Below are 20782 nucleotides of genomic sequence, written 5' to 3'. Positions count from 1 at the left end.
GTGTTCCGTTTAGAGCAATCGTTCCAATTAATAAAATCGCACGGAGCTCATAGTTGTGCAATTCCTCTCCAGAGCTTAAGTCCAGTTTCGATGACGCTTTAGAGCAAGTAAAAGGGGAATCAAGTGAAGGCTAATCTTTGATCGCTCCAGCGGCAAGATCGGAAATAAATTGGCGGCTGATGAAAAGAAACAAAATAATAAGAGGAAGTACAGCCAGCAGGGTGCCAGCAATGACCATCGCATAATCCGTATTGTAAATCCCGTTCAACTGCGACAATGCAATCTGGAGGGTGAATTTGCGCTCATCCGTTAAAACGATTAATGGCCATAAGTAATCATTCCAAGCTCCTATAAAGGTAAATGCGCCGAGAAAAGCGAACGCAGGGCGTAAAATCGGCAGTGCTACATTCCAGTACAGTCGAAAAAAGCTGCACCCGTCCATACGCCCCGCATCCAGGAGCTCCTTGGGAATAGACTCTTCTGCATACTGACGAATCCAGAAAATCCCGAAGGCATTTACCATGCCCGGGATGATGAGCGCTTTGAACGTACCTACCCATCCAAAGGAAGCCATCATGACAAAGGAGGGGACGAGCGAAAGTTGTGAAGGGACCATCATTGTAGCTAGCAGAATGACGAATAGCACCTTTTTGCCCGGAAAATCAAACTTTGCGAATGCAAAACCGGCCAGTGAATCAAAAAACAGCACCAATAGGGTAACAGAACTGGCTACAAAAAGGGTATTCAAAAAGGCGCCGGCAAAATCAATCTGCTGCAATACTCTCATGATGTTATCCAGGAAGTGGCTGCCGAACCACAATTGTGGCGGAAAACGATAGATGTCTGAGGTTGTACGGGTTGCCATGACGATTAGCCAGTAAAATGGAAACATCGACAGGATGATACCTACCAACAGCCCGGCATATAAAACAATGGATTTTGCACGTGTCTGTATCATGTGGTAAAGCTCCTTCCATCGTTATTTTTTACCTTGAACGAGTTTCCAATTGATGATGGAGAATAGAGCAATGATGAGAAACATGCCCCATCCGACAGCAGCGCCATATCCAAAATAGTTGTTAATGAACGACTCGCGGTACAGGTATAAAACGATGGTCATGCCACTTGCCCCGGCACCGCCGTCATTACCGACCAGGACCTGTGGCTCGGTGAACAGCTGCATGCCACCGATGGTGGACGTAATGACTGTAAACAGAATGACTGGGCGCAGCATCGGAATGGTGATGCGGAAAAAAGCTTGCGCTCCGGTTGCCCCGTCTATTTTGGCGGCCTCATACAGCACATGTGGGATACTCTGGAGCCCAGCCAGATAGATAATGGCGTTGTAACCCATCCATCTCCAGACGACCATGGAAGAAATGGCGATTTGGATACCCCATGGCACATTCAGCCATTGGATCATAGGTAGCCCCAAGAGCTGCAAAAGGTAGTTGAGAAATCCAAAATTGTTGGCAAATAAGGCGCCAAAGATGATGGCAACAGCAACAATAGATGTCACATTGGGCAGGAAGAATCCAACTCGCCATAAGGTGCGCATTTTCACGAAAGGGGCATAAAGCAGAAAGGCAACAATGAGTGCTAGAAATAGCATTGGAATCGTGGCGTACACCCAGATCACAAACGTATTACCTACAGCCTGCCAAAATTCGTTGTCTGTCACAAGGTAACGAAAGTTGCCCCAGCCGTTGTAGTTCATGTCTCCGATCCCGTCCCATTTGTGAAACGCCAGGTACAATGAAAAGCCAATCGGAAACAAGCCAAAGATGCCAAACAGCAAATAAAATGGCGAGATCGCAGCATAAACGGCCCGGTGCTTCCAGATTTCTCTCAGCATATTGTCCACACGCCTTTTTTGAATTGTATTTTTACCGCTGTAATTCCCGTTCAATTCGTTGCATTGTTTCCGTCCATAATGAGTCGGGATCGGCATTTTGTTTGGCCACATTGGCAAGACGACGGGTCACAATGCCGTGGATGACAGGATAGCGCTCGCCGAAATAGCTATTTTTCACATGACGTGCGGAGGCAGCAAAAATGAGGCCAGTGGCCTGACCACCAAAGAAAGGCTCGGGTGTCTCCATGACTGGATCGTCATAGACGCCGGGAGTGGATGGGAACAGGCCGATTTTATGGTAGGCTTCCAGTTGGTGTTCCGGGTTTTGCAGCCAGGTCAGAACTTCAAAGGCTTCTTTGGGGTGTTGGCTGGATTTGAGGATAGAGATGAAAGACCCTCCCAGATTGCCGTCTCCTCCAGGAGCCCGGGCGACTCTCCATTTGCCCGCTGTATCCGGTGCGGCTTCTGTGAGAACTTGCTTCATCCAGATTGCCCCTACGAACGAGGCGATTTTGCCGTTATTGACCGAAGCATTCCATTCAGGAGTCCAGCCATCTGCATTGGCGAGTAGATGCTTCCTGTGGAAATCCACAGCGGTTTTCCAGCCCAGGCGGATGTCAGGAGATTGATTGCCGATATAACTTCCGTCCGGCTTGAAGTACAGGTTCGTATGTTGAGCGAGCACCTGATTGTAAACGTTTACAATATTATCGGCCAAAAATGAATGGCTTCCGAATTTCTGCCGAAGTTGTTCTCCGGCTGCCATATAATCATCCCATGTGCGGATCGAGGCACTGACCTGCTCAGGATCACTAGGCAAGCCTGCCTGTTCAAACAGGTCGCTTCGATAGAAGAGGGCGGTAGGCCCAGTATCCATGGGAAATGCAATCATTTTACCATCAGGAGTGATGCCCTGATTCCATTTCCATTCCAAATATTGATCCTTCAGTCGGTCTGCTCCGAGTTCCTTTAGATCATAAAAACGATCCGCACTCGGGAATAGCTCCACCATCCAGTCGTTCAGAGCTACGATGTCCGGTTCACCGGAACGAGCTGCGAGCGTTGTCTTCAGCTTGGCTTTAAAGTCACCGCCTATTTTTTGAGTTTTTAATTCAATGTTGGGAAACTGTTTTTCGGCTTGGACGAGCAATTCATCGTCAATAGAACGGTTCCAGTACCACAATGTAAGCGTTATCTTTTTGCTGTTTGACAAATTAGCTTCAGATGATTGACCTTTAGAGGATAGGGACCCACTACAACCACTAATCATAGTGAGAAAAGCAAGACATAATACCAGCCATTGCCATTGTACTGTCTTCACATCATTTCCCTCCTTGCTGTCTGAATAATCTGCCTGCTGAACAAGTTGTAAATGGTTTAGCTCCATCATATGAAGCTGTTACCCATTTATGTGCATTGCCTTAACCAAAAACAAAAAATTTGAAACGTTTATCCATAAAAAAAGCACGTGCGTCTGTTATAGGAAGATCGCACGTGCTTAAGGCAGGGGATTAGCTTCATGACATCAATCGTTGTATCTCATCTTTCAGAGCTTCAGATCGAGTACCGAAAATAACCTGTAGGGTACCGTTCCCAAGCCTGATAATTCCTGACGCTCCGAGCTGCTTAAGAGCTTGATCGTTAACCGCTTTGTCGTCCTTGACGACAAGACGCAACCGCGTGATGCAGGCATCAATGCTTTGGATATTGTCTGAACCGCCGAGATAGGTTAGGACCTGGCCTGCCTGACTGGACTGGGTGCCGGATGAGGCGCTTGTTTTTCCAACGGGTATGGATTTGTTAGCCTCAAATAGAAGGGTGTCATCTACATCGTCTTCGCGCCCGGGAGTCTTTAGGTTGAATTTGAGGATGATGAAGCGGAACAGAAAATAATAAATGAAGGCGAAGACAAACCCGATCGGGATCATTCGCAATGGATGAGTGGAGAGCTTCATATTGACCAGATAGTCAATGAGTCCTGCCGAAAAGGAAAAGCCGAGTTTGACATCCAGTAGGTATACGACTAGGCCACTCAGACCTGTTAGCAGAGCATGAATGCCGTAAAGCAGAGGTGCAATGAACATAAAAGAAAATTCGAGGGGCTCAGTAATTCCGGTGAGGAACGACGCTAGTGCAGAGCCGATAAAGATGGAAGCGACAGCTTTACGTTTTTCCGACTTGGCCGTATGGATGAATGCGAGAGCCGCCGCTGGCAGAGCGAACATCATAATGGGGAAGAAGCCGGACATGAACATACCCGCCGATGTATCGCCTGCGAAAAAACGTGTCAGGTCACCATGAACAACTTCACCTGCAGCGTTGGTATAGTCCCCAATTTGAAACCATGCGATCGAGTTCAGCACATGATGCAGACCGAGCGGGATCAGCAGTCGATTGGCAATCATGAACACCATTGACCCGATTCCACCAAAGCCAACAATCCAGTTGCCGAAGGCTGCAATGCCATCTTGTATCGGACTCCAGATCATGCCGAGCAGAATGGCTAAAATCATGGTCGTGAAGGCTGTAATCATGGGGACAAAACGTTTGCCCGAAAAAAAGCCGAGCCAATCTGGAAGTTGAATATTATGATATTTTTTGAACAGATAAGCAGACCATCCGCCGATAAAAATACCGCCCAATACGCCCATGTCCAGCTTGACGTCGTCTGGAATATACGCAAATATACCCGGTACGGCCGCCAAAATACGGGTCAGCACCAAATAGGCAATGACTGCCGAAAGTGCGGCTACCGCGTCGCCTGCCAGACCAATAGCAACACCGATGGAGAAAATGAGCGCCAGATTGCCAAAGATAGCACTCGCCCCTTCATTCAGAAAAGGAGTGACATAATGATTCAGAAATCCACCAACTCCAGGGCCAAGCGGAATATCCGTTTCATAATTAATGAGAGCCAGCCCTTGCAAAATCCCTGCGGCGGGTAATGTAGCTACTGGAAGCATTAATGACTTGCCGATTTTTTGCAGAAATTTCAGCATAACATTCTTCCCTTCATCATCAAGTTTGGGAGTGTCGTATTCATCCTGAAATCCTTACATTCAGCCATTTTTTTACATCATAAATCGGGCAATCTAACATGGTCAACGATTATTTTAGGATATCAGAAGACGTAAATCCGCAGTTGACATCGCTTACATGCTTATATAATATCAAATTTAAGTTAATAATCGTGACGGAGACAAGAGAGCCACGCAGACATCCCATGTTACAGCACAGGGTTGGTTTGTGATGGCTTTTCTTTTTTTTGCGCGATGAAAACGATCAAAATCGGATGATCTATTGAGGAGGTTGGTTGTATGTCGCCATACGCAGCCGAATTCATAGGGACAATGATTCTTATTGCCCTAGGTGGCGGAGTGTGCGCAGGGGTGTCCCTGAAAAAGTCTTTTGCCCACGCTTCCGGCTGGATTGTGGTCGGATTGGGGTGGGGGCTCGCGGTAGCTATTGGGGTGTATGCGGTGGGCCAAATCAGCGGAGCGCATTTGAATCCCGCAGTTACACTCGCGTTGGCATTTCAGGGTAGTTTTCCATGGCAGGATGTTCCCGGTTATATTGTGGCTCAGGTTCTTGGAGCCATGGCGGGTGCAGTGATCGTCATTTTGCATTATTGGCCCCACTGGAAAGAGACGGAGGACACAGCAGCCAAACTCAGTGTATTTGCGACAGGACCAGCTATTGATCATCCGTTTGGTAACGTGCTTAGTGAAATGATAGGTACTTTTATCTTTGTTCTTGCTTTACTGTCGTTTGGTGCCAATTCGTTTACAGACGGCCTTAAACCGCTAATTGTTGGTTTTTTGGTTGTCAGTATCGGTTTATCCCTTGGAGGCACAACGGGCTATGCCATCAATCCAGCGAGGGATTTTGGGCCGCGTCTGATGCATTATTTACTACCGATACCCGGTAAGGGAGCATCCAACTGGAAATATGCATGGGTGCCCATTGTAGGACCGCTATTGGGGGGATCTTTCGCAGGGCCGTTTTATCAGGCCGTTTTTAAGGGGAGTATGACTCCGGCGTTCTGGATTTTATTAGGGGTTATCGTGGTTGTACTCTTGATTACCTTCCGTATTAGTCGTATTTATAAAAATCATAAAATGGATCACAAGCTTACAGCGTAAAAACGATGGATTTACACAGGGAGAGATGAACATGGGAAAATATATTTTGTCACTAGACCAGGGAACGACAAGTTCAAGAGCGATTTTGTTCAATAGCGAAGGAGATGTGGTGTACTCGGCCCAGCGGGAATTTCCGCAATATTTTCCTCACCCCGGCTGGGTAGAGCAGAATGCGAATGAAATCTGGAGTTCTATTCTGGGCGTTATTGCCTCCTGTCTTTCCGAATCCGGTGTAAAAGCAAAACAAATTGCTGCCATCGGCATTACCAATCAGCGAGAATCGGTGGCCGTGTGGGACAAAAATACCGGATTACCCGTGTATAACGTACTCGTATGGCAATCACGCCAAACCTCGGATATTTGCGAAGAACTGAAGCGGCAAGGGCATGAGGAGTTGTTTCACAGCAAAACAGGGCTATTAATCGATCCGTATTTTTCAGGCACTAAAGTAAAGTGGATACTGGACCATGTAGAAGGAGCGCGGGAAAGAGCGGAACGAGGTGACTTATTATTTGGTACGATTGACTCGTGGCTAATCTGGAAACTATCCGGCGGAAAGGCCCATGTAACAGACTACTCCAATGCGGCCAGAACGCTGATGTACAATATTTATGAGCTAAAGTGGGATGAAGAGCTACTGGATATTCTGGGAGTTCCGAAAATCATGTTGCCTGAGGTAAGGCCTTCTTCCGAGGTATATGCGCACACCGTGGATTATCATTTTTTTGGTCAGAATGTACCGATCGCCGGTGCAGCGGGTGACCAGCAGGCAGCCTTGTTCGGTCAGGCTTGTTACGAAAAAGGAATGATCAAAAACACTTACGGTACAGGTTGCTTCATGTTGATGAATACGGGAGATCAGCCGGTTGAATCCAAGCACGGTCTGATCACGACCATCGCTTGGGGGCTGGAGGAAGGCGAAGTGCAATACGCACTTGAAGGGAGTGTGTTTGTTGCGGGCTCTGCGATCCAGTGGCTGCGAGATGGGCTGCGCATGTTCCGTGAAGCAAAGGACAGTGAGCCTTATGCGGCCCGTGTTTCCTCCACAGAAGGAGTATATCTTGTACCCGCTTTTGTCGGGCTGGGCAGCCCCTACTGGGATAGCGAGGTGCGTGGAGCGATGTTTGGTCTGACACGTGGGACCACGAAGGAGCATTTTATCCGTGCCACCTTGGAGTCCCTCGCTTATCAGACCAAGGATGTGCTTACAGCCATGGAGATTGATTCAGGAATTACGGTGAAGATGTTGCGAGTGGATGGAGGAGCCGTGTTGAACAATTTCCTGATGCAATTCCAGAGCGATATTCTGGATGCGACGGTGGAACGGCCAGTTATCCATGAGACAACGGCGCTGGGTGCCGCGTGTCTGGCAGGGTTGGCGATAGGATACTGGAAGAGTACAGATGAACTTCGTAAGCGAGTGAGAGTGGAAACTTCTTTTACCCCTACGATGGATGAAGCAACACGTGACAGCCTGTATGAAGGCTGGAAAAAGGCCGTGAATGCGACGATGGCCTACAAATAATGGCTTAAACGAAAGGGCTCTTGTTATATAACTGCAAAAAGGTGACTTCTGTATTCGACAGGAGTCACCTTTTTTAGGTATGTGCTATCCCTCAACCCTTGTAGGGTTCCAATGTTGCCGGGCTCCGCAGGAGGTGCGAATGACGAGTTCGGGCTCCACTTTAATACATTTCGTATCCATTTGTTTATTCATCAGGTCAAACAGCACCATAGCGGCCAGACGACCTATTTTTTGCTTGTCTTGTTTTACAGTCGTCAGTGGAGGATCGGTATAACGACAGGCTTCAATATCATCACATCCTACTACGGCAATATCCTCGGGTACCCTCAAGCCGCTCTCCTTGAAAGCACGAATGGCACCAAAGGCAAGCAGGTCGGTAGCCGCAAAAATAGCTCTTGGTAAATTTTCTTGCTCTATCCACGCCTTTGCGATCTGGTATCCATCCTCTGCTGCATAGTCCTTGCCATACACGATCCATTCCGGTCTGACATCAAGGCTAAACCGCTTTAGTGATGAGATAAAAGCTTCTTCTCTCTCTTTAATAACCAAGGAGGGGCGTTCTATGCCTATAAAACCCATTTCGCGGTATCCATTCATGTAAAAGTGCTCAACAACTTTCATTGAAATCTTCTGATTGTCGGACATGATGTAGCAGGAACTGGCTCCGGTTAATTCGATATCAACACCGATGCAGGGGATAGGGCTGGCATCGAGATCAAAAACACTCTTCTCCACTTCGTCTCCGGCAATAATAATGCACCCGTCCACTGAGAAATATTTTGAGCGAGCCAAATAGTCCTCTCCATTATCCAGAAATTTCTCATTTGAAAAAAACAGCAGGTCGTAACCGAGCAAGCCAATCTGCTTTTTGAAAACATTAATGATGTCTACAAAAAAAGGATGACTAAAATCGACATTCAGCTTGCCAGCGAATATAACGCCTACCAGATTAGATTTTTTGGTAGCAAGCGTTTTAGCCGAGGAGGAAGGTCTATAGCCTGTTTCCTCCATAATTTTGAGTACTCGCTGCCGGGTTTCCTCACTGATATCTGTGTAATTGTTTATGATCTTCGAAACCGTTGCTACTGAAACGCCTGCCATGCTAGCTATTGTTTTTATATTCATGGAATCCTCCGCAACTAAACTGATTTAGTTCATTTGACCTTGCATTCTAAAATTAATGATTACTCGTATTCTATGCTACCTCATAGAAGAGAGTCAACCGTGCTATTATAGGATAAATCCTAATATATTATGGATAATGAAGTTCGATTTAACGATAGTTAATGATTTTTTGATAATTTACAAATTGCTATTTACAAATACAGGCTATTCGATACATAATAGTAGCTGTAATTAACTAAACCGCTTTCGTAAGAGTGAGTGCATTTATTCTAAGATTACAGGGGGAATTTTGTAATGCTGAAAAAGTGTTTTTCTTTACTTGTTGTAACCGCTTTAATCGTGGTATTAGCCGCTTGCGGTAAAGGTAACGAAGCTGGGCAGAACGGGAATAAAAAGGTCACGTTAAAAATTATTCATTGGCAGCAGGAGAATATTAATAACTATATTAAGGAATTTAATAAAAAGTTTGAAGAGAAGTATCCTGATGTTCAGGTGGAGTATACGACGGTTCCTGCTGATTCCACTTATGATCAACTGATGCAAACGCGTATGAATGCGGGTTCAACCGGTGATGCAGATATTATTCCTCTGAAATTCAGCTTCGTAGGCGCACCGCAGGAATGGTCTAAGGGAGCTGCTGATCCGATGTGGAAGCAGTGGATCGAGGGAGGACTCATTGCAGATCTGTCAGATCAAGCTTTTATCAAAAACTATAATCCTACAGATGTCAAAAATGCCATGACCTATAACGACAAGGTATACGGTGTAAACATGGGGAAGGTAGCACTGACAGGTCTGTTTTACAACAAAGAGATTTTTGAAAAATATAATCTTGCTGTGCCCACGACATGGGACGAACTGGTGAATGTTATGAAGGTGCTCAAGGATAACGGTGTAGAACCGATTGGTTTCGGCGGTAAAGATGTATGGCCTATCAACCTTGCTGTCCAAGGGCTTCAGGCCTCTATCCATGATGATCAGTTGGAATACATCAAAGGGTTGTGGACAGGTAAAACAAAACTGACTGACCCTGTCCAGCTTGAGGTGCTGGAAAAATCACAAATTTTGATGAACAATGCCATTGGTGGATTTATGGGAATTGACTATGGCACCTTGCCAAGCTTATTTGCTTCAGGGCGTGTAGCGATGATTGCGGATGGTACGTGGGATGCAACTACGATTCAGACAGCCAATCCAGAGCTGAAATTTGGTTATTTCCCGATTCCGGGCAGTAACGACCCCGCCAAAAATAAAAACCTGGCAGGCAAGTATGATATGACCTGGATGGTACTAGAAAAGTCACCAAACAAGGAGTATGCGATCAAATGGCTTGAAATGCTCTCTGAGAAACAGAACTACACGGATTTTGTGAATGCTGCTGGATTTTTGCCAACACAGTCTGATGTGAAGATAAGCAGCGATTTCGTTAATGAAATCCAGCCTTCACTGGAAAACTTCAAGCTCTCTTGGGATCAGCTGTTTATCAATCGTAAGAATGTTGGACAGTACATTAAGGAAGCCAGTGTACATGCGGAATTTTTGGCGCCTGCCGGTCCGTTAAAAACGCCTTTGGAGCTTGCGCAGAAATCTCAAGCAGACTGGGATGCGGCAGCTCCTAAATAATCCATAGATTTTACATGAACACAATGGTAACTGCAAAGCTCCCATAATAATGTGAAAAGGTGTGAGACCCATGTATCCCTTTGGAAAGGGTGCAGCCCGGATAATGCCCTATCTTCTGCTGAGTATTCCGGTGCTGCTCTATTTGCTTCTTGGTTTTGGACCCTCTATGGTAACCGTGCTTTTTTCCTTTACAGATGCTACCGGGGTTCCGGGACAGACGTGGAATTTTATCGGATTTGAGAATTACACGACCTTTTTTACCTCCTCCGATTCTGGAGATCGTATTGCTTCCATTGGCCGTTCCTTATATTTTGCCGTAGCGGTGGTTGTGATCCAAAACGCAGTTGGGCTATTCATGGCTATCCTTATTAATAAAAAGCTCAAAGGTGATGTGTTATATCGCTCTGTATTTTTTCTGCCCGTTGTGCTCGGGGTAACGGTATCCGGTCTGATCTGGCAGCTGCTTGCCAATCCGCTTGGCGGTCCTGCGCAAGCATTGCTGAACTTTTTTGGAACCAGCTCCAACTTCTTTGGGGATTATGATATTGCATTTGAATTGGTCATTTTTGTGCAAATTTGGATGTACATGGGTTACTCGATGACTATTTTCTTAGCTGGACTCCAATCCATTCCTAGTGACTTATATGAAGCGGGATATATGGACGGCGCTTCTGGATGGAAAGCGTTCAAAAATATTACCTTTCCAATGATTGCACCGTCCTTTACCGTCAATATGCTGCTGTCCATTATCGGCGCCTTGCAAACCTTTGACATTATTTATGTGCTGACAGGGGGTAAATTCAACACGACGACACTTGCATTTGATGTATATGCCACAGCCTTTGGCTCCGGGACATCAGATTATGGTCTTGCTTCCGCAGTTGCGATGATCCAGTTTGTATTCGTGTTTACGGTATCGATGATTGCACTTTATTACTTGCGCAGAAGAGAGGTGGAAATGTAATGAGCAGTAGCAAAGGAACCAAAATAGTGAGCTACACCATCGTACTGCTCATGCTTTCGTTATATGTACTCCCGCTTTTCTACCTTTTTAATGTATCGATGAAGACGCAAAGCGAGTATTTGATGGATCCTGTAGCGTTAGCCAAGGGTTTGCGTTTGGAGAATTTCATGGATGCTTGGGATAAAGGGAATTTCTCTCAATATATGTGGAACAGTATTTTGTATACAGGAGTTTCTACGTTATTAACCCTGATTATATCCGTGTTTGCCGCCTTTCCGCTAGCACGGGGATATGTTAAGTTCAGTACCTTCTTTTATGTGTTTTTCCTGATTTCCATGTATCTCCCCAATCCGCTAATTCCGCAATTTGCCCTTATTAATAGTCTGGGACTGTACAATACACAGCTTGGTTTTATTTTGCTGAAAACGACAGGTACCGGCATCGCTTTCCTGATGTTTGTGGGGTATATCAAGTCTGTCTCCCGAGAGCTGGATGAAGCGGCTGCAATGGACGGATGCGGTTATTCACGTTATTTGTTCACGATTCTTGTACCACTGATGAAGCCCGTGTTGGCGACAGGCATCATTTTGACAGCCATTGGTGCATGGAACGACATTATAGGTCCTACCATTTATTTGTCTGATCCCGCCTATCAGCCAGTGACCAAGGGACTGTTCTCTTTCTATGGACAATACATGAACAACTGGCCGCTGCTTGCTTGCGGTATCTTGATTGTTACACTACCGCTGGTTATTTTGTATATTTTCCTCCAGCGCTTTATTGTCGGCGGTGCAATGGCTGGAGCTGTGAAGTCTTGATTCCTGAAAGGACGGTACCGAGTATGAGCGAGAATACCTTTATATTTCCTGCCACGTTTATGTGGGGAACTTCAACCTCTTCTTATCAAATTGAAGGGGGTACAGATGAGGGCGGCAGAACGCCCTCCATTTGGGATACTTTTTGTCAAATCCCCGGGAAGGTAATCGGAGGGGACTGTGGAGATGTAGCATGTGATCATTTTCACCACTTTAAAGAAGACGTGCAATTAATGAAACAGCTTGGTTTTTTACATTATCGTTTTTCTGTAGCTTGGCCACGTATTATGCCCGCGCCTGGCATTATTAACGAAGAGGGGTTGCTCTTCTACGAGCATCTGCTGGATGAGATTGAGTTGGCTGGACTGATCCCGATGCTGACGCTGTATCATTGGGATCTACCGCAGTGGATTGAGGACGAGGGTGGATGGACACAGCGAGAGACTATCCAACATTTTAAAACGTATGCCTCTGTAATCATGGATCGATTCGGCGAGCGGATAAACTGGTGGAATACGATCAATGAGCCTTATTGCGCCTCTATTTTGGGCTATGGTACAGGAGAGCATGCCCCTGGCCATGAGAACTGGAGGGAAGCCTTTACTGCCGCCCATCATATTCTGATGTGTCATGGGATTGCCAGCAATTTGCACAAGGAGAAAGGGTTAACGGGTAAGATTGGCATTACGTTGAACATGGAACATGTGGATGCGGCTTCCGAGCGACCCGAGGACGTGGCTGCTGCCATCAGAAGAGATGGCTTTATTAATCGTTGGTTTGCGGAGCCATTGTTTAACGGAAAGTATCCTGAAGATATGGTGGAATGGTACGGAACGTATCTGAATGGATTGGATTTTGTACAGCCTGGTGATATGGAGCTGATTCAGCAACCAGGGGATTTTTTGGGCATTAACTATTATTCCCGCAGCATCATTCGATCAACGAACGACGCTTCGTTGCTGCAAGTAGAGCAGGTTCACATGGAGGAGCCAGTAACGGACATGGGATGGGAGATTCATCCTGAATCCTTTTATAAGCTGCTGACGCGGATTGAGAAGGATTTTAGCAAGGGCTTGCCCATTCTGATTACGGAAAATGGAGCAGCGATGAGGGATGAACTGGTAAATGGACAGATTGAGGATACCGGGCGTCAGCGCTATATTGAAGAACATTTAAAGGCCTGTCATCGCTTCATTAGAGAGGGAGGCCAGCTCAAGGGGTATTTTGTCTGGTCTTTCCTTGATAACTTTGAATGGGCCTGGGGCTACAGCAAGCGTTTTGGTATTGTGCATATCAATTACGAGACGCAGGAACGGACTCCCAAACAAAGTGCGCTATGGTTCAAGCAAATGATGGCAAAGAACGGGTTTTAAATAGAAAAGGGGGATACGATGCAGCCGTATTATTTTGACAATCAAGGACGTTTTGTGATTGAAAATTTTGCGCATGCCAAGCCCTTTTCCAGTTTCTTGCCCGGCATTGCTGGTGTTCAGGGGATTCCCCTGTGGGCGTATTATGTTAATCGTGGACAAGGAATTGCGAGCTTTGGTGTGGAGGATAAAAATGGAGCGATTATGGAATTTTTTCCGGCTAACCGCAGCTATAGCCTCGTACCGATCCATGGCTTCCGTACCTTTTTAAAGGTAAAAAGGCAGGATGAGTGGAGCTATATGGAGCCGTTTTCGGCTGTGCGTCCTTTAGAGCATGAGCAACAAAAAATGTTAATATCCCGCCATATGCTGGAAATTAATAGCTCTCATCCAGATATAGGGCTGGAGGTGCGTGTGCAATATTTTACGCTTCCTCATGAAAGCTACGCTGCTTTGGTGCGCAAGGTTGAGATTGTCAATCATTCCGATCAAGAACTTGAGCTGGAGGTGCTGGACGGCATGCCGGCTGTGCTGCCCTTCGGTATTGACAATACGGCTTACAAGGAGCTTGGATATACACTGCAAAGCTGGATGGATGTGTATAACCTCAATAACAGCATACCTTACTATAAGGTACGTGGAAGTACAGCGGATACAAGTGAGGTCCATCAGATTGAGGCGGGACATTTTATGTATAGCTTTGTGGAGCAGGATGGCAAGGCCAGACTAGTACGTCCCATTGTCGATCCGTCCATTATATTTGGTGAAAATACTTCCCTGACCTTCCCTGACTGCTTTATCCATACACGTGTCGAAGACCTGATATCACAGCAGCCAGTGACGACGAATAAAGTGCCTTGTGGGTTTAGCGGTTATGCGGCACGATTGGCGGCAGGTGCAGCTGTAAATCACTGTTCGGTCATCGGGCATGTGAATGATATTCAATTGATCAATAAACGGATTACAGAAATTGCAACGATGTCTTATATCGATCAAAAGGCGAAGGAAGCTAGAACGTTAGTTGAAGAGTTGACAGATGGAATGGCCACGCAGACATCCATTCCGTTGTTTGACGAATACTGTCGTCAGAGCTATCTGGATAATCTGTTACGTGGTGGTTATCCATTATTGCTGGACAACGGCACGGAGCAACCCTTTGTGTATCATGTATTTTCGCGCAAGCATGGGGATCTGGAACGAGACTATAATTTTTTCAAGCTTCAGGCGGGGTATTATTCTCAAGGAAATGGTAATTTCCGCGATGCGAACCAGAATCGGAGAAATGATGTGTGGTTTAACCCGGACGTCGGAGATTTTAATATTCGTTTGTTTATGAGCCTGATTCAGCCGGATGGCTATAATCCGCTTGTTGTAAAAGGGTGTAGCTTTCAAATACGAGAGCTCGAACCGTTGCTGGAACAGGTGGAAGTGGCGGCCCATTCGTCTTTGTGTACTTTTTTTCAATCATCATTTACCCCGGGCGAGCTGATTCAGCACATCATTCATGACAATATTGGACTAAAGCAAACGGTAGAGACATTTGTGACCGAAGCCCTCAAGCATTCCGAACAATGCTATGAGGCTGATTTTGGTGAAGGCTTCTGGATCGACCATTGGACTTATAATATGGATCTAATCGAAAGCTATTTAAGTATCTTTCCAGACAAACAAGAAGAACTCCTGCTCTCGACCAGGGAGTACATGTATTACGACAGTCCCGCATGGGTACAGCCGCGCCGAAACAAATACGTGCAGATGAAGGACGGACGTATTCGTCAGTACGGAGCGGTTGTAGAAAGCAAGGAGAAGAAAGCTCAACTTCACATGCGGACTCGGGATGTTCACTGGGTTCGAACCGGACGAGGCAACGGAGAGATTTACAAGTCCAATTTATACGAGAAGCTGCTATCCTTGGCTGCCATCAAGCTGTCTACATTAGACCCAGAAGGCTTGGGAATTGAGATGGAGGCGGGGAAACCAGGATGGAATGATTCCATGAACGGACTTCCGGGGCTGTTTGCTTCGGGCTTTAGTGAGCTATGCGAGTTACAGCGACTCGTAAGATTTTTAATACATGCACAGATGAAGCTTTCGGCAGACTTTGTGCTGAGGCTACCGCTAGAGGTAGCCAGGTTGATCCAAGAATTAGGGCTCGCAGTTGAAGAGTACTACCACGATTTTAATGATGCGGAGCCTGGGAATGGTAGTGCCGATCATGGCTTCTGGTCACGGATTTCGGATGCTAGAGAAGCATATCGCGAAACGGTTCGTTTTGGATTTGAAGGGACCGAAGCAGCATTGTCGTTTGCTGATGTACTGGAGTTTTTGCAGCGGGCTGAACGTAAGATTCAAGAGGGGATGGATAAGGCTCTGCGTATAGGAAAGGGGATATACCCAACCTTCTTTTATTATGAAGCCAAAGAATTCGAGGTACAGCAGGATGAGAACGGGGGGGTGTTTGTAAATATACATTCCTTTAAACGCAAGGATATACCGTTCTTCCTGGAAGGACCAACCCGGGCTATGAAAGTAACTGGCGACATTGTAAATGGGAGGAAGCTGTATCGACTTATCAGACAGAGCGAGCTTTACGACAAAAAGCTGGGTATGTATAAGGTGAATGAGAGTCTGGCGGGGCAGCCGTTTGAACTGGGCCGTTCCAGAGCTTTCACGCCAGGGTGGCTGGAAAATGAATCGATATTTATGCATATGGAATATAAATATTTACTTGAGTGTTTAAAGGTGGGTCTATACACTGAATTTTTTGCCGACATCCAAAAAGCGCTACCCCCTTTTATGGATGCTACGATCTATGGAAGAAGTACGCTGGAAAACAGTTCCTTTATTGCTAGCAGTGCTAATCCTGATGCAAGTTTGCATGGAACGGGATATATTGCGAGGCTGAGTGGATCTACAGCAGAATTTATTCATATGTGGCTATGGATGATGACAGGCGGGCAGCCATTTGGCTGTGATTCTAGGGGGCTTACCCTGAAGCTGGAGCCCAAGTTGCCAGGCTGGCTGTTCACAGCTACAGGTGAGTTATCCTTCTGCTTTCTCGGAAGCTGCCAAGTGACGTATTATAATACAAGTCGTATGGATACTTATGCGCCGGACTGCATAGTGAAACAGTATATACTGCATTACAGCAATGATGAACAGAAGACAATAAACCAGGCTGTTTTAGACCCAAAAGAGGCTCAGGATGTGAGAGACCGGCTGGTTTCTCGTATCGAGGTGCATCTGGAGAGATCGCTTTAATTCATTTAAGCCGTCATGCTGCAAAATAGAGCATGACGGCTTTTTAAGACCCTAATTTCTTGTATTAGTGCGGAATTACGCGGAAATATCTTGCAAATCTAATATAACAGGACAGTGGTCACTGCCTGTAATATGGCAATCAATACTCGCATCTATTAATAGTGGACGAAGCCGCTCCGAGACGAGGAAGTAATCAATCCGCCAGCCGATATTCCGTTCTCTCACCTTTGGCATATAGGACCACCAGGAATAAACATCCGTTCGATCAGGATAAAAATATCTGAAGGTGTCTATAAATCCAGCGTTGAGCAGCTGTGACATGCGGTCTCGTTCCTCGGGCGTGAAGCCAGCATTTCCGTAGTTGGCTTTGGCATTTTTGAGATCGATCTCCTGATGAGCCACGTTCAAGTCTCCGCAAATGATGACAGGCTTCAGAGTGTCTAGTTGTTGCAGATAGTTGCGAAAACGGTCTTCCCATTCGAGCCTGTATGGCAATCGGGATAAATCCCGTTTGGTATTCGGTGTGTACACATTGACAAGATAAAATTTTTCAAATTCCAGCGTAAGGGTTCGACCCTCCGGTTCTTCATTTTCTTCGAGTCCATAATGCACAGAGAGCGGCTTGATTTTGGTGAAAATAGCTGTGCCAGAATACCCTTTTTTCTCAGCATAATTCCAGTATTGCATGTATTCCTCCATGTTCTCCATGAGGATTTGTCCTTCTTGAAGCTTCGTTTCCTGTACGCAAAAAATATCGGCATTCGTTTCTTTTAGATAAGTATAGAAACCTTTGGTTACACAGGCTCTTAAGCCATTTACATTCCAAGATATTAATTTCATTTGATTAAACTCCTTACTACTCCACGCAGTCATGCGGTGTAATGGGTATATCCTCGATTAAAAGGCTGTCCCAGACAAGCGCTCGAACAGCGCTACGGAAACAGCCTTTTCTACATTAAAATAGGTTGTAATACGATGCTGGCTCCAACGTTCACGGTGGGTCCTAATTCGCTGGAAAATAAAAAAAGCTTCCTAAATAGGAAGCTTCGGCTATACGTCCCAGGAGGGATTCGAACCCCCGACCGACGGCTTAGAAGGCCGTTGCTCTATCCAGCTGAGCTACTGGGACATAAAATTCAAGCGAATATTAATATATCATATGGATGAAAAAGATTCAAGTCTTATTTTGCGTTTATCGTTTATTTGGGCTCTACACCACATAAATTCAGACTACACATCGTTTTTTTTGCCTTATAAAAGGGTATGTTAGAATACAGGTGAATATGTTGAAGACGAGTGGTTGAACTTCGGCTGCTGTTTCTCATATAATCTACAAATACTTTAGCTTGCGGAGGAGAGGGGGTGCCTTGAAAATAAAGGACTCCAAGGTGACGACAAAAGAAAATAATATCGTATTGTTTCCGAAGACACTGGACTACTATCAAATTCAACTTACGGTGATGCTTGAAAACGAACGTTACGGAGAGGCGATGGCGATGCTGCGCTTTTTGATGCAGTGTCAGGGACAGGAGCAGAAACAATACGATGAATGGAACGCTCTATCACAATGGTTGGAAGCTGCATTTCCACAGTATGCTGACAGCGGAGCGGTAACGGACAATGTGGAAGAAGACGAAGTCAGTGAAGTTGAGTTGGCTCGCCGTCATGCACGTTTTAAGCAGGAACAGGATGCAGGCTACGGTAACAAGCTTTTGCAGATGGCTATGGATCAACCGTTATCCGAACAGACGATTCTAGCTTTGGAACAGTTATCCTACTTGGAACTGCCGGAGATCGACGATGCTTTGCTTCGCTGGATTACTGAACGGGAAATCCATCCTCTTCTCCAATTCCGTGTTCTACAGACATTGAGACGCCGCGGAATGGAAGGGACGATAGAAATCAGACGAGGGGATGAAAAGACAGAAATCGATATTGAAACGGTTCCGTTACAGCCTGATGAGTTTCCAGAGGCGATTATGCGTATTTTGGAACGGGTAGCTGACCAGACTGAAGTGCATGAGCCCACACTATTCTATTTTGCACAGGAGCTGTGGTCACAGTTTGTGATGGCCGTGTACGGTACGAAAGATTATAGATCAATGTTGGTAGAAGAGGACGGAATGCCGGATATTTGGGCAGCAGCACTCCATCAGACCGTTTCGGAAAGTTTGAACGGGAACAATAATGAAGAAGAAACCCGCGCTATATATGGCATTACAGATGCACTGCGCTTCCGTTTTGAGCAAGCATATCGGTCGATGCGATTATTCGTAGCGGCGGGAATGAACACTCCTTAATGACCGGAAACGTTTACCTGTTAAAGCATTCAAGGGCTGCTCTTGAAAAAGACAGTAATGTTAGATATACTATAGTGGTTATTTTGTGTGCGTTGATTGTAATGAAAACTAAGTGAAGATTTTGTTGGAGGGGAAAGCATAAAATGAAAGCAACTTGGGAGAAAATAGAGAAGAACCTTGGGGTTCTTGAAGTTGAGGTAGACGCGGATCGTGTAGCCGCTGCACTCGACAAAGCTTTTAATAAAGTGGTTAAACAAGTAAGCGTACCAGGATTCCGTAAAGGTAAAGTGCCACGTCCTATCTTTGAAAAACGTTATGGCATTGAAAGTCTGTACCAGGATGCAATTGACTTCCTGTTGCCAGAAGCATACAGCCAAGCTGTAGAGCAAACAGACATCTTCCCAGTAGATAGCCCAGATGTTGAAATTGATCAATTTGCTAAAGGCGAAACTTTCAAATTCAAAGCAAAAGTTACTGTTAAACCTGAAGTAACTTTGGGCGATTACAAAGGCGTAGAAGTGCCTGTAAGCAAAATCGAAGTAAGCGACGAAGAACTGGCTCAAGAGCTGGAGCGCCTGCAACAACGTCATGCTGAATTGGTTGTCGTTGATGAAGATGCTGCTCAATCCGGCGATACAGCTATCATTGACTTCGACGGTTCCGTAGACGGTGTACAGTTCGAAGGTGGACAAGCTGAGAAGTATTCTCTGGAACTGGGTTCCAATACCTTCATCCCTGGCTTTGAAGATCAAGTGATTGGTTTGCACACTGGTGATTCCAAGGACGTTGAAGTAACGTTCCCTGAGAACTACCATTCTGCTGACCTCGCTGGTAAACAAGCTGTATTTAAAGTGAAAGTTCATGAACTGAAACGCAAAGTTCTTCCTGAATTGGACGATGAATTTGCTAAAGATGTAAGTGAATTTGACACACTTGCTGAATTCAAGGAAGACTTGAAAAAGCAATTGCTGGAACGCAAAGAAAACGAAGCTAAAGCAGCTCGTGAGGGCGCTGTAGTGGAGAAAGTTGCTGAAAATGCAACAATCGACATTCCTGAGGCAATGGTTAAGAGTGAAGTGCAAAACATGGTTCGCGATTTCGACAACCGTCTGCGCAGCCAAGGCATGAATCTTGAAATGTTCCTCGGCTTCTCCGGTCAAAGCAAAGAAGACCTGGAAGAGCAAATGAAAGCTGATGCTGAGAAGCGCGTACGCAACAACCTCGTGCTGGAGCAAGTGGCTAAAGCAGAAAACATCGAAGTTTCCGAAGCGGAAATTAATGAAGAGCTGCAAAACATGGCGGATGCTTACAAACGTTCTGTAGAAGAGATCCGCAGCATTCTGGAAAGTAACGGCTCGTTCGCTAACTTGAAAGAAGAGATCTCACTGCGCAAAACAATCGCTTTGCTGGTTGAAAACAGCAAAGAAGTTGAAGCGCCAGCTGCAGCTGCTGAGTAATTTAAACGATAAAATATACGGTGTATGCTGTAACAGGCTGCAACGTAGTAATTAGATAAGGATAAGGCACGTAGTGAAAGTTACGTGCCTTATTTTTACCTTAGATAATCCAAATTTTAGTCGTTTATGGAAAGCGCTGTGAATGGTGTTTTCTGTTTTACATAAGTCACTACCGTACATTTGCACATACATACGAAACATGGTTAAATATGAGAAGGTCTCGGCAGGACGTCTGTAAATAGCCTGCATTTTATATATGAGCACAGGCAAATATGACACGAGACTCTGAACATGTTAAAATATTTTGTAAGGTGTTCACGTTTCATGATTGCCGCTTCCGTTTTA

15 protein-coding genes and 1 tRNA gene are annotated in these 20782 nt (G+C 45.6%); 9 read left to right on the top strand and 7 right to left on the bottom strand.

Annotated elements, in window-relative coordinates:
* Positions 1-130 precede the first annotated feature (130 nt).
* From MKX36_RS19085 to MKX36_RS19070, 4 genes are all read right to left on the bottom strand, one after another.
* Complete coding sequence (locus MKX36_RS19085; protein WP_340865322.1) at positions 131-958, bottom strand: carbohydrate ABC transporter permease; 828 nt, start codon at positions 956-958, stop codon at positions 131-133.
* Positions 959-979: 21 nt separating this feature from the next.
* Positions 980-1855 carry a carbohydrate ABC transporter permease gene (locus MKX36_RS19080; protein ID WP_340865320.1) on the bottom strand — a complete coding sequence of 292 codons (876 nt, stop codon included), beginning with the start codon at positions 1853-1855 and terminating at the stop codon, positions 980-982.
* A gap of 31 nt (positions 1856-1886) precedes the next feature.
* On the bottom strand, positions 1887-3176 hold the full coding sequence (locus MKX36_RS19075; protein ID WP_340865319.1) for an ABC transporter substrate-binding protein: 1290 nt from the start codon (positions 3174-3176) through the stop codon (positions 1887-1889).
* Positions 3177-3372: 196 nt separating this feature from the next.
* The gene (locus tag MKX36_RS19070) at positions 3373-4854 is read right to left on the bottom strand and encodes a PTS transporter subunit EIIC (RefSeq protein WP_340865318.1); all 1482 of its coding nucleotides are present in this window, start codon (positions 4852-4854) and stop codon (positions 3373-3375) included.
* 318 nt (positions 4855-5172) lie between these two features.
* Here MKX36_RS19070 and MKX36_RS19065 point away from each other — a divergent pair, with 318 nt between their 5' ends.
* Both MKX36_RS19065 and glpK read left to right on the top strand, forming a co-directional pair.
* The gene (locus tag MKX36_RS19065; RefSeq protein WP_019688424.1) at positions 5173-5997 is read left to right on the top strand and encodes an MIP/aquaporin family protein; all 825 of its coding nucleotides are present in this window, start codon (positions 5173-5175) and stop codon (positions 5995-5997) included.
* 31 nt (positions 5998-6028) lie between these two features.
* Positions 6029-7522, top strand: coding sequence for a glycerol kinase GlpK (gene glpK / locus MKX36_RS19060; protein WP_340865317.1), 1494 nt, complete (start codon positions 6029-6031; stop codon positions 7520-7522).
* 84 nt (positions 7523-7606) lie between these two features.
* Here glpK and MKX36_RS19055 read toward each other — a convergent pair whose 3' ends face one another.
* On the bottom strand, positions 7607-8647 hold the full coding sequence (locus tag MKX36_RS19055; protein WP_025365660.1) for a LacI family DNA-binding transcriptional regulator: 1041 nt from the start codon (positions 8645-8647) through the stop codon (positions 7607-7609).
* A gap of 294 nt (positions 8648-8941) precedes the next feature.
* Here MKX36_RS19055 and MKX36_RS19050 point away from each other — a divergent pair, with 294 nt between their 5' ends.
* The 5 genes from MKX36_RS19050 to MKX36_RS19030 all read left to right on the top strand — a co-directional run bounded on the left by MKX36_RS19050 (position 8942) and on the right by MKX36_RS19030 (position 16680).
* On the top strand, positions 8942-10270 hold the full coding sequence (locus tag MKX36_RS19050) for an ABC transporter substrate-binding protein (RefSeq protein WP_107734854.1): 1329 nt from the start codon (positions 8942-8944) through the stop codon (positions 10268-10270).
* A gap of 70 nt (positions 10271-10340) precedes the next feature.
* Positions 10341-11234, top strand: coding sequence for a carbohydrate ABC transporter permease (locus MKX36_RS19045; protein ID WP_016818625.1), 894 nt, complete (start codon positions 10341-10343; stop codon positions 11232-11234).
* Positions 11234-12052, top strand: a complete 819-nt coding sequence (locus MKX36_RS19040; RefSeq protein ID WP_017427404.1) for a carbohydrate ABC transporter permease — start codon at positions 11234-11236, stop codon at positions 12050-12052. Before MKX36_RS19045 ends, MKX36_RS19040 begins: the two co-directional genes overlap by 1 nt.
* Positions 12053-12075: 23 nt before the next feature.
* Positions 12076-13422: a GH1 family beta-glucosidase gene (locus tag MKX36_RS19035; RefSeq protein WP_340865315.1), complete on the top strand. Its 1347-nt coding sequence runs from the start codon at positions 12076-12078 to the stop codon at positions 13420-13422.
* Between the two features lie 18 nt (positions 13423-13440).
* Positions 13441-16680: a cellobiose phosphorylase gene (locus MKX36_RS19030; RefSeq protein ID WP_340865314.1), complete on the top strand. Its 3240-nt coding sequence runs from the start codon at positions 13441-13443 to the stop codon at positions 16678-16680.
* A 75-nt stretch (positions 16681-16755) separates the two neighbouring features.
* Here MKX36_RS19030 and MKX36_RS19025 read toward each other — a convergent pair whose 3' ends face one another.
* Together MKX36_RS19025 and MKX36_RS19020 are read right to left on the bottom strand one after the other, a co-directional pair.
* The gene (locus tag MKX36_RS19025) at positions 16756-17520 is read right to left on the bottom strand and encodes an exodeoxyribonuclease III (RefSeq protein WP_016818629.1); all 765 of its coding nucleotides are present in this window, start codon (positions 17518-17520) and stop codon (positions 16756-16758) included.
* Between the two features lie 215 nt (positions 17521-17735).
* Positions 17736-17809: transfer RNA gene (locus MKX36_RS19020), tRNA-Arg, on the bottom strand.
* Between the two features lie 238 nt (positions 17810-18047).
* Here MKX36_RS19020 and MKX36_RS19015 point away from each other — a divergent pair.
* Complete coding sequence (locus tag MKX36_RS19015) at positions 18048-18980, top strand: hypothetical protein (RefSeq protein WP_016818406.1); 933 nt, start codon at positions 18048-18050, stop codon at positions 18978-18980.
* 143 nt (positions 18981-19123) lie between these two features.
* Positions 19124-20437 (top strand): trigger factor, encoded by a 1314-nt coding sequence (gene tig / locus MKX36_RS19010; protein ID WP_017427409.1) that lies wholly within the window; start codon positions 19124-19126, stop codon positions 20435-20437.
* Positions 20438-20782 lie beyond the last annotated feature (345 nt).

It is taken from the genome of Paenibacillus sp. FSL W8-0439 (assembly GCF_038008995.1).
GTDB classification, from domain to species: Bacteria; Bacillota; Bacilli; order Paenibacillales; family Paenibacillaceae; genus Paenibacillus; species Paenibacillus polymyxa.
The sequence above is the reverse complement of the archived record's forward strand: the minus strand, read 5'-3'. Positions and strand labels throughout refer to the sequence as shown.

Bases quoted from the DNA above. Each gene is read 5' to 3' on its own strand.
- MKX36_RS19080 (WP_340865320.1), bottom strand. From the start codon at position 1,855: ATGCTGAGAGAAATCTGGAAGCACCGGGCCGTTTATGCTGCGATCTCG.
- MKX36_RS19030 (WP_340865314.1), top strand. From the start codon at position 13,441: ATGCAGCCGTATTATTTTGACAATCAAGGACGTTTTGTGATTGAAAAT.
- MKX36_RS19065 (WP_019688424.1), top strand. From the start codon at position 5,173: ATGTCGCCATACGCAGCCGAATTCATAGGGACAATGATTCTTATTGCC.
- MKX36_RS19050 (WP_107734854.1), top strand. From the start codon at position 8,942: ATGCTGAAAAAGTGTTTTTCTTTACTTGTTGTAACCGCTTTAATCGTG.
- MKX36_RS19035 (WP_340865315.1), top strand. From the start codon at position 12,076: ATGAGCGAGAATACCTTTATATTTCCTGCCACGTTTATGTGGGGAACT.
- MKX36_RS19085 (WP_340865322.1), bottom strand. From the start codon at position 958: ATGATACAGACACGTGCAAAATCCATTGTTTTATATGCCGGGCTGTTG.
- MKX36_RS19055 (WP_025365660.1), bottom strand. From the start codon at position 8,647: ATGAATATAAAAACAATAGCTAGCATGGCAGGCGTTTCAGTAGCAACG.
- MKX36_RS19025 (WP_016818629.1), bottom strand. From the start codon at position 17,520: ATGAAATTAATATCTTGGAATGTAAATGGCTTAAGAGCCTGTGTAACC.
- MKX36_RS19045 (WP_016818625.1), top strand. From the start codon at position 10,341: ATGTATCCCTTTGGAAAGGGTGCAGCCCGGATAATGCCCTATCTTCTG.
- MKX36_RS19040 (WP_017427404.1), top strand. From the start codon at position 11,234: ATGAGCAGTAGCAAAGGAACCAAAATAGTGAGCTACACCATCGTACTG.
- tig (WP_017427409.1), top strand. From the start codon at position 19,124: ATGAAAGCAACTTGGGAGAAAATAGAGAAGAACCTTGGGGTTCTTGAA.
- MKX36_RS19070 (WP_340865318.1), bottom strand. From the start codon at position 4,854: ATGCTGAAATTTCTGCAAAAAATCGGCAAGTCATTAATGCTTCCAGTA.
- glpK (WP_340865317.1), top strand. From the start codon at position 6,029: ATGGGAAAATATATTTTGTCACTAGACCAGGGAACGACAAGTTCAAGA.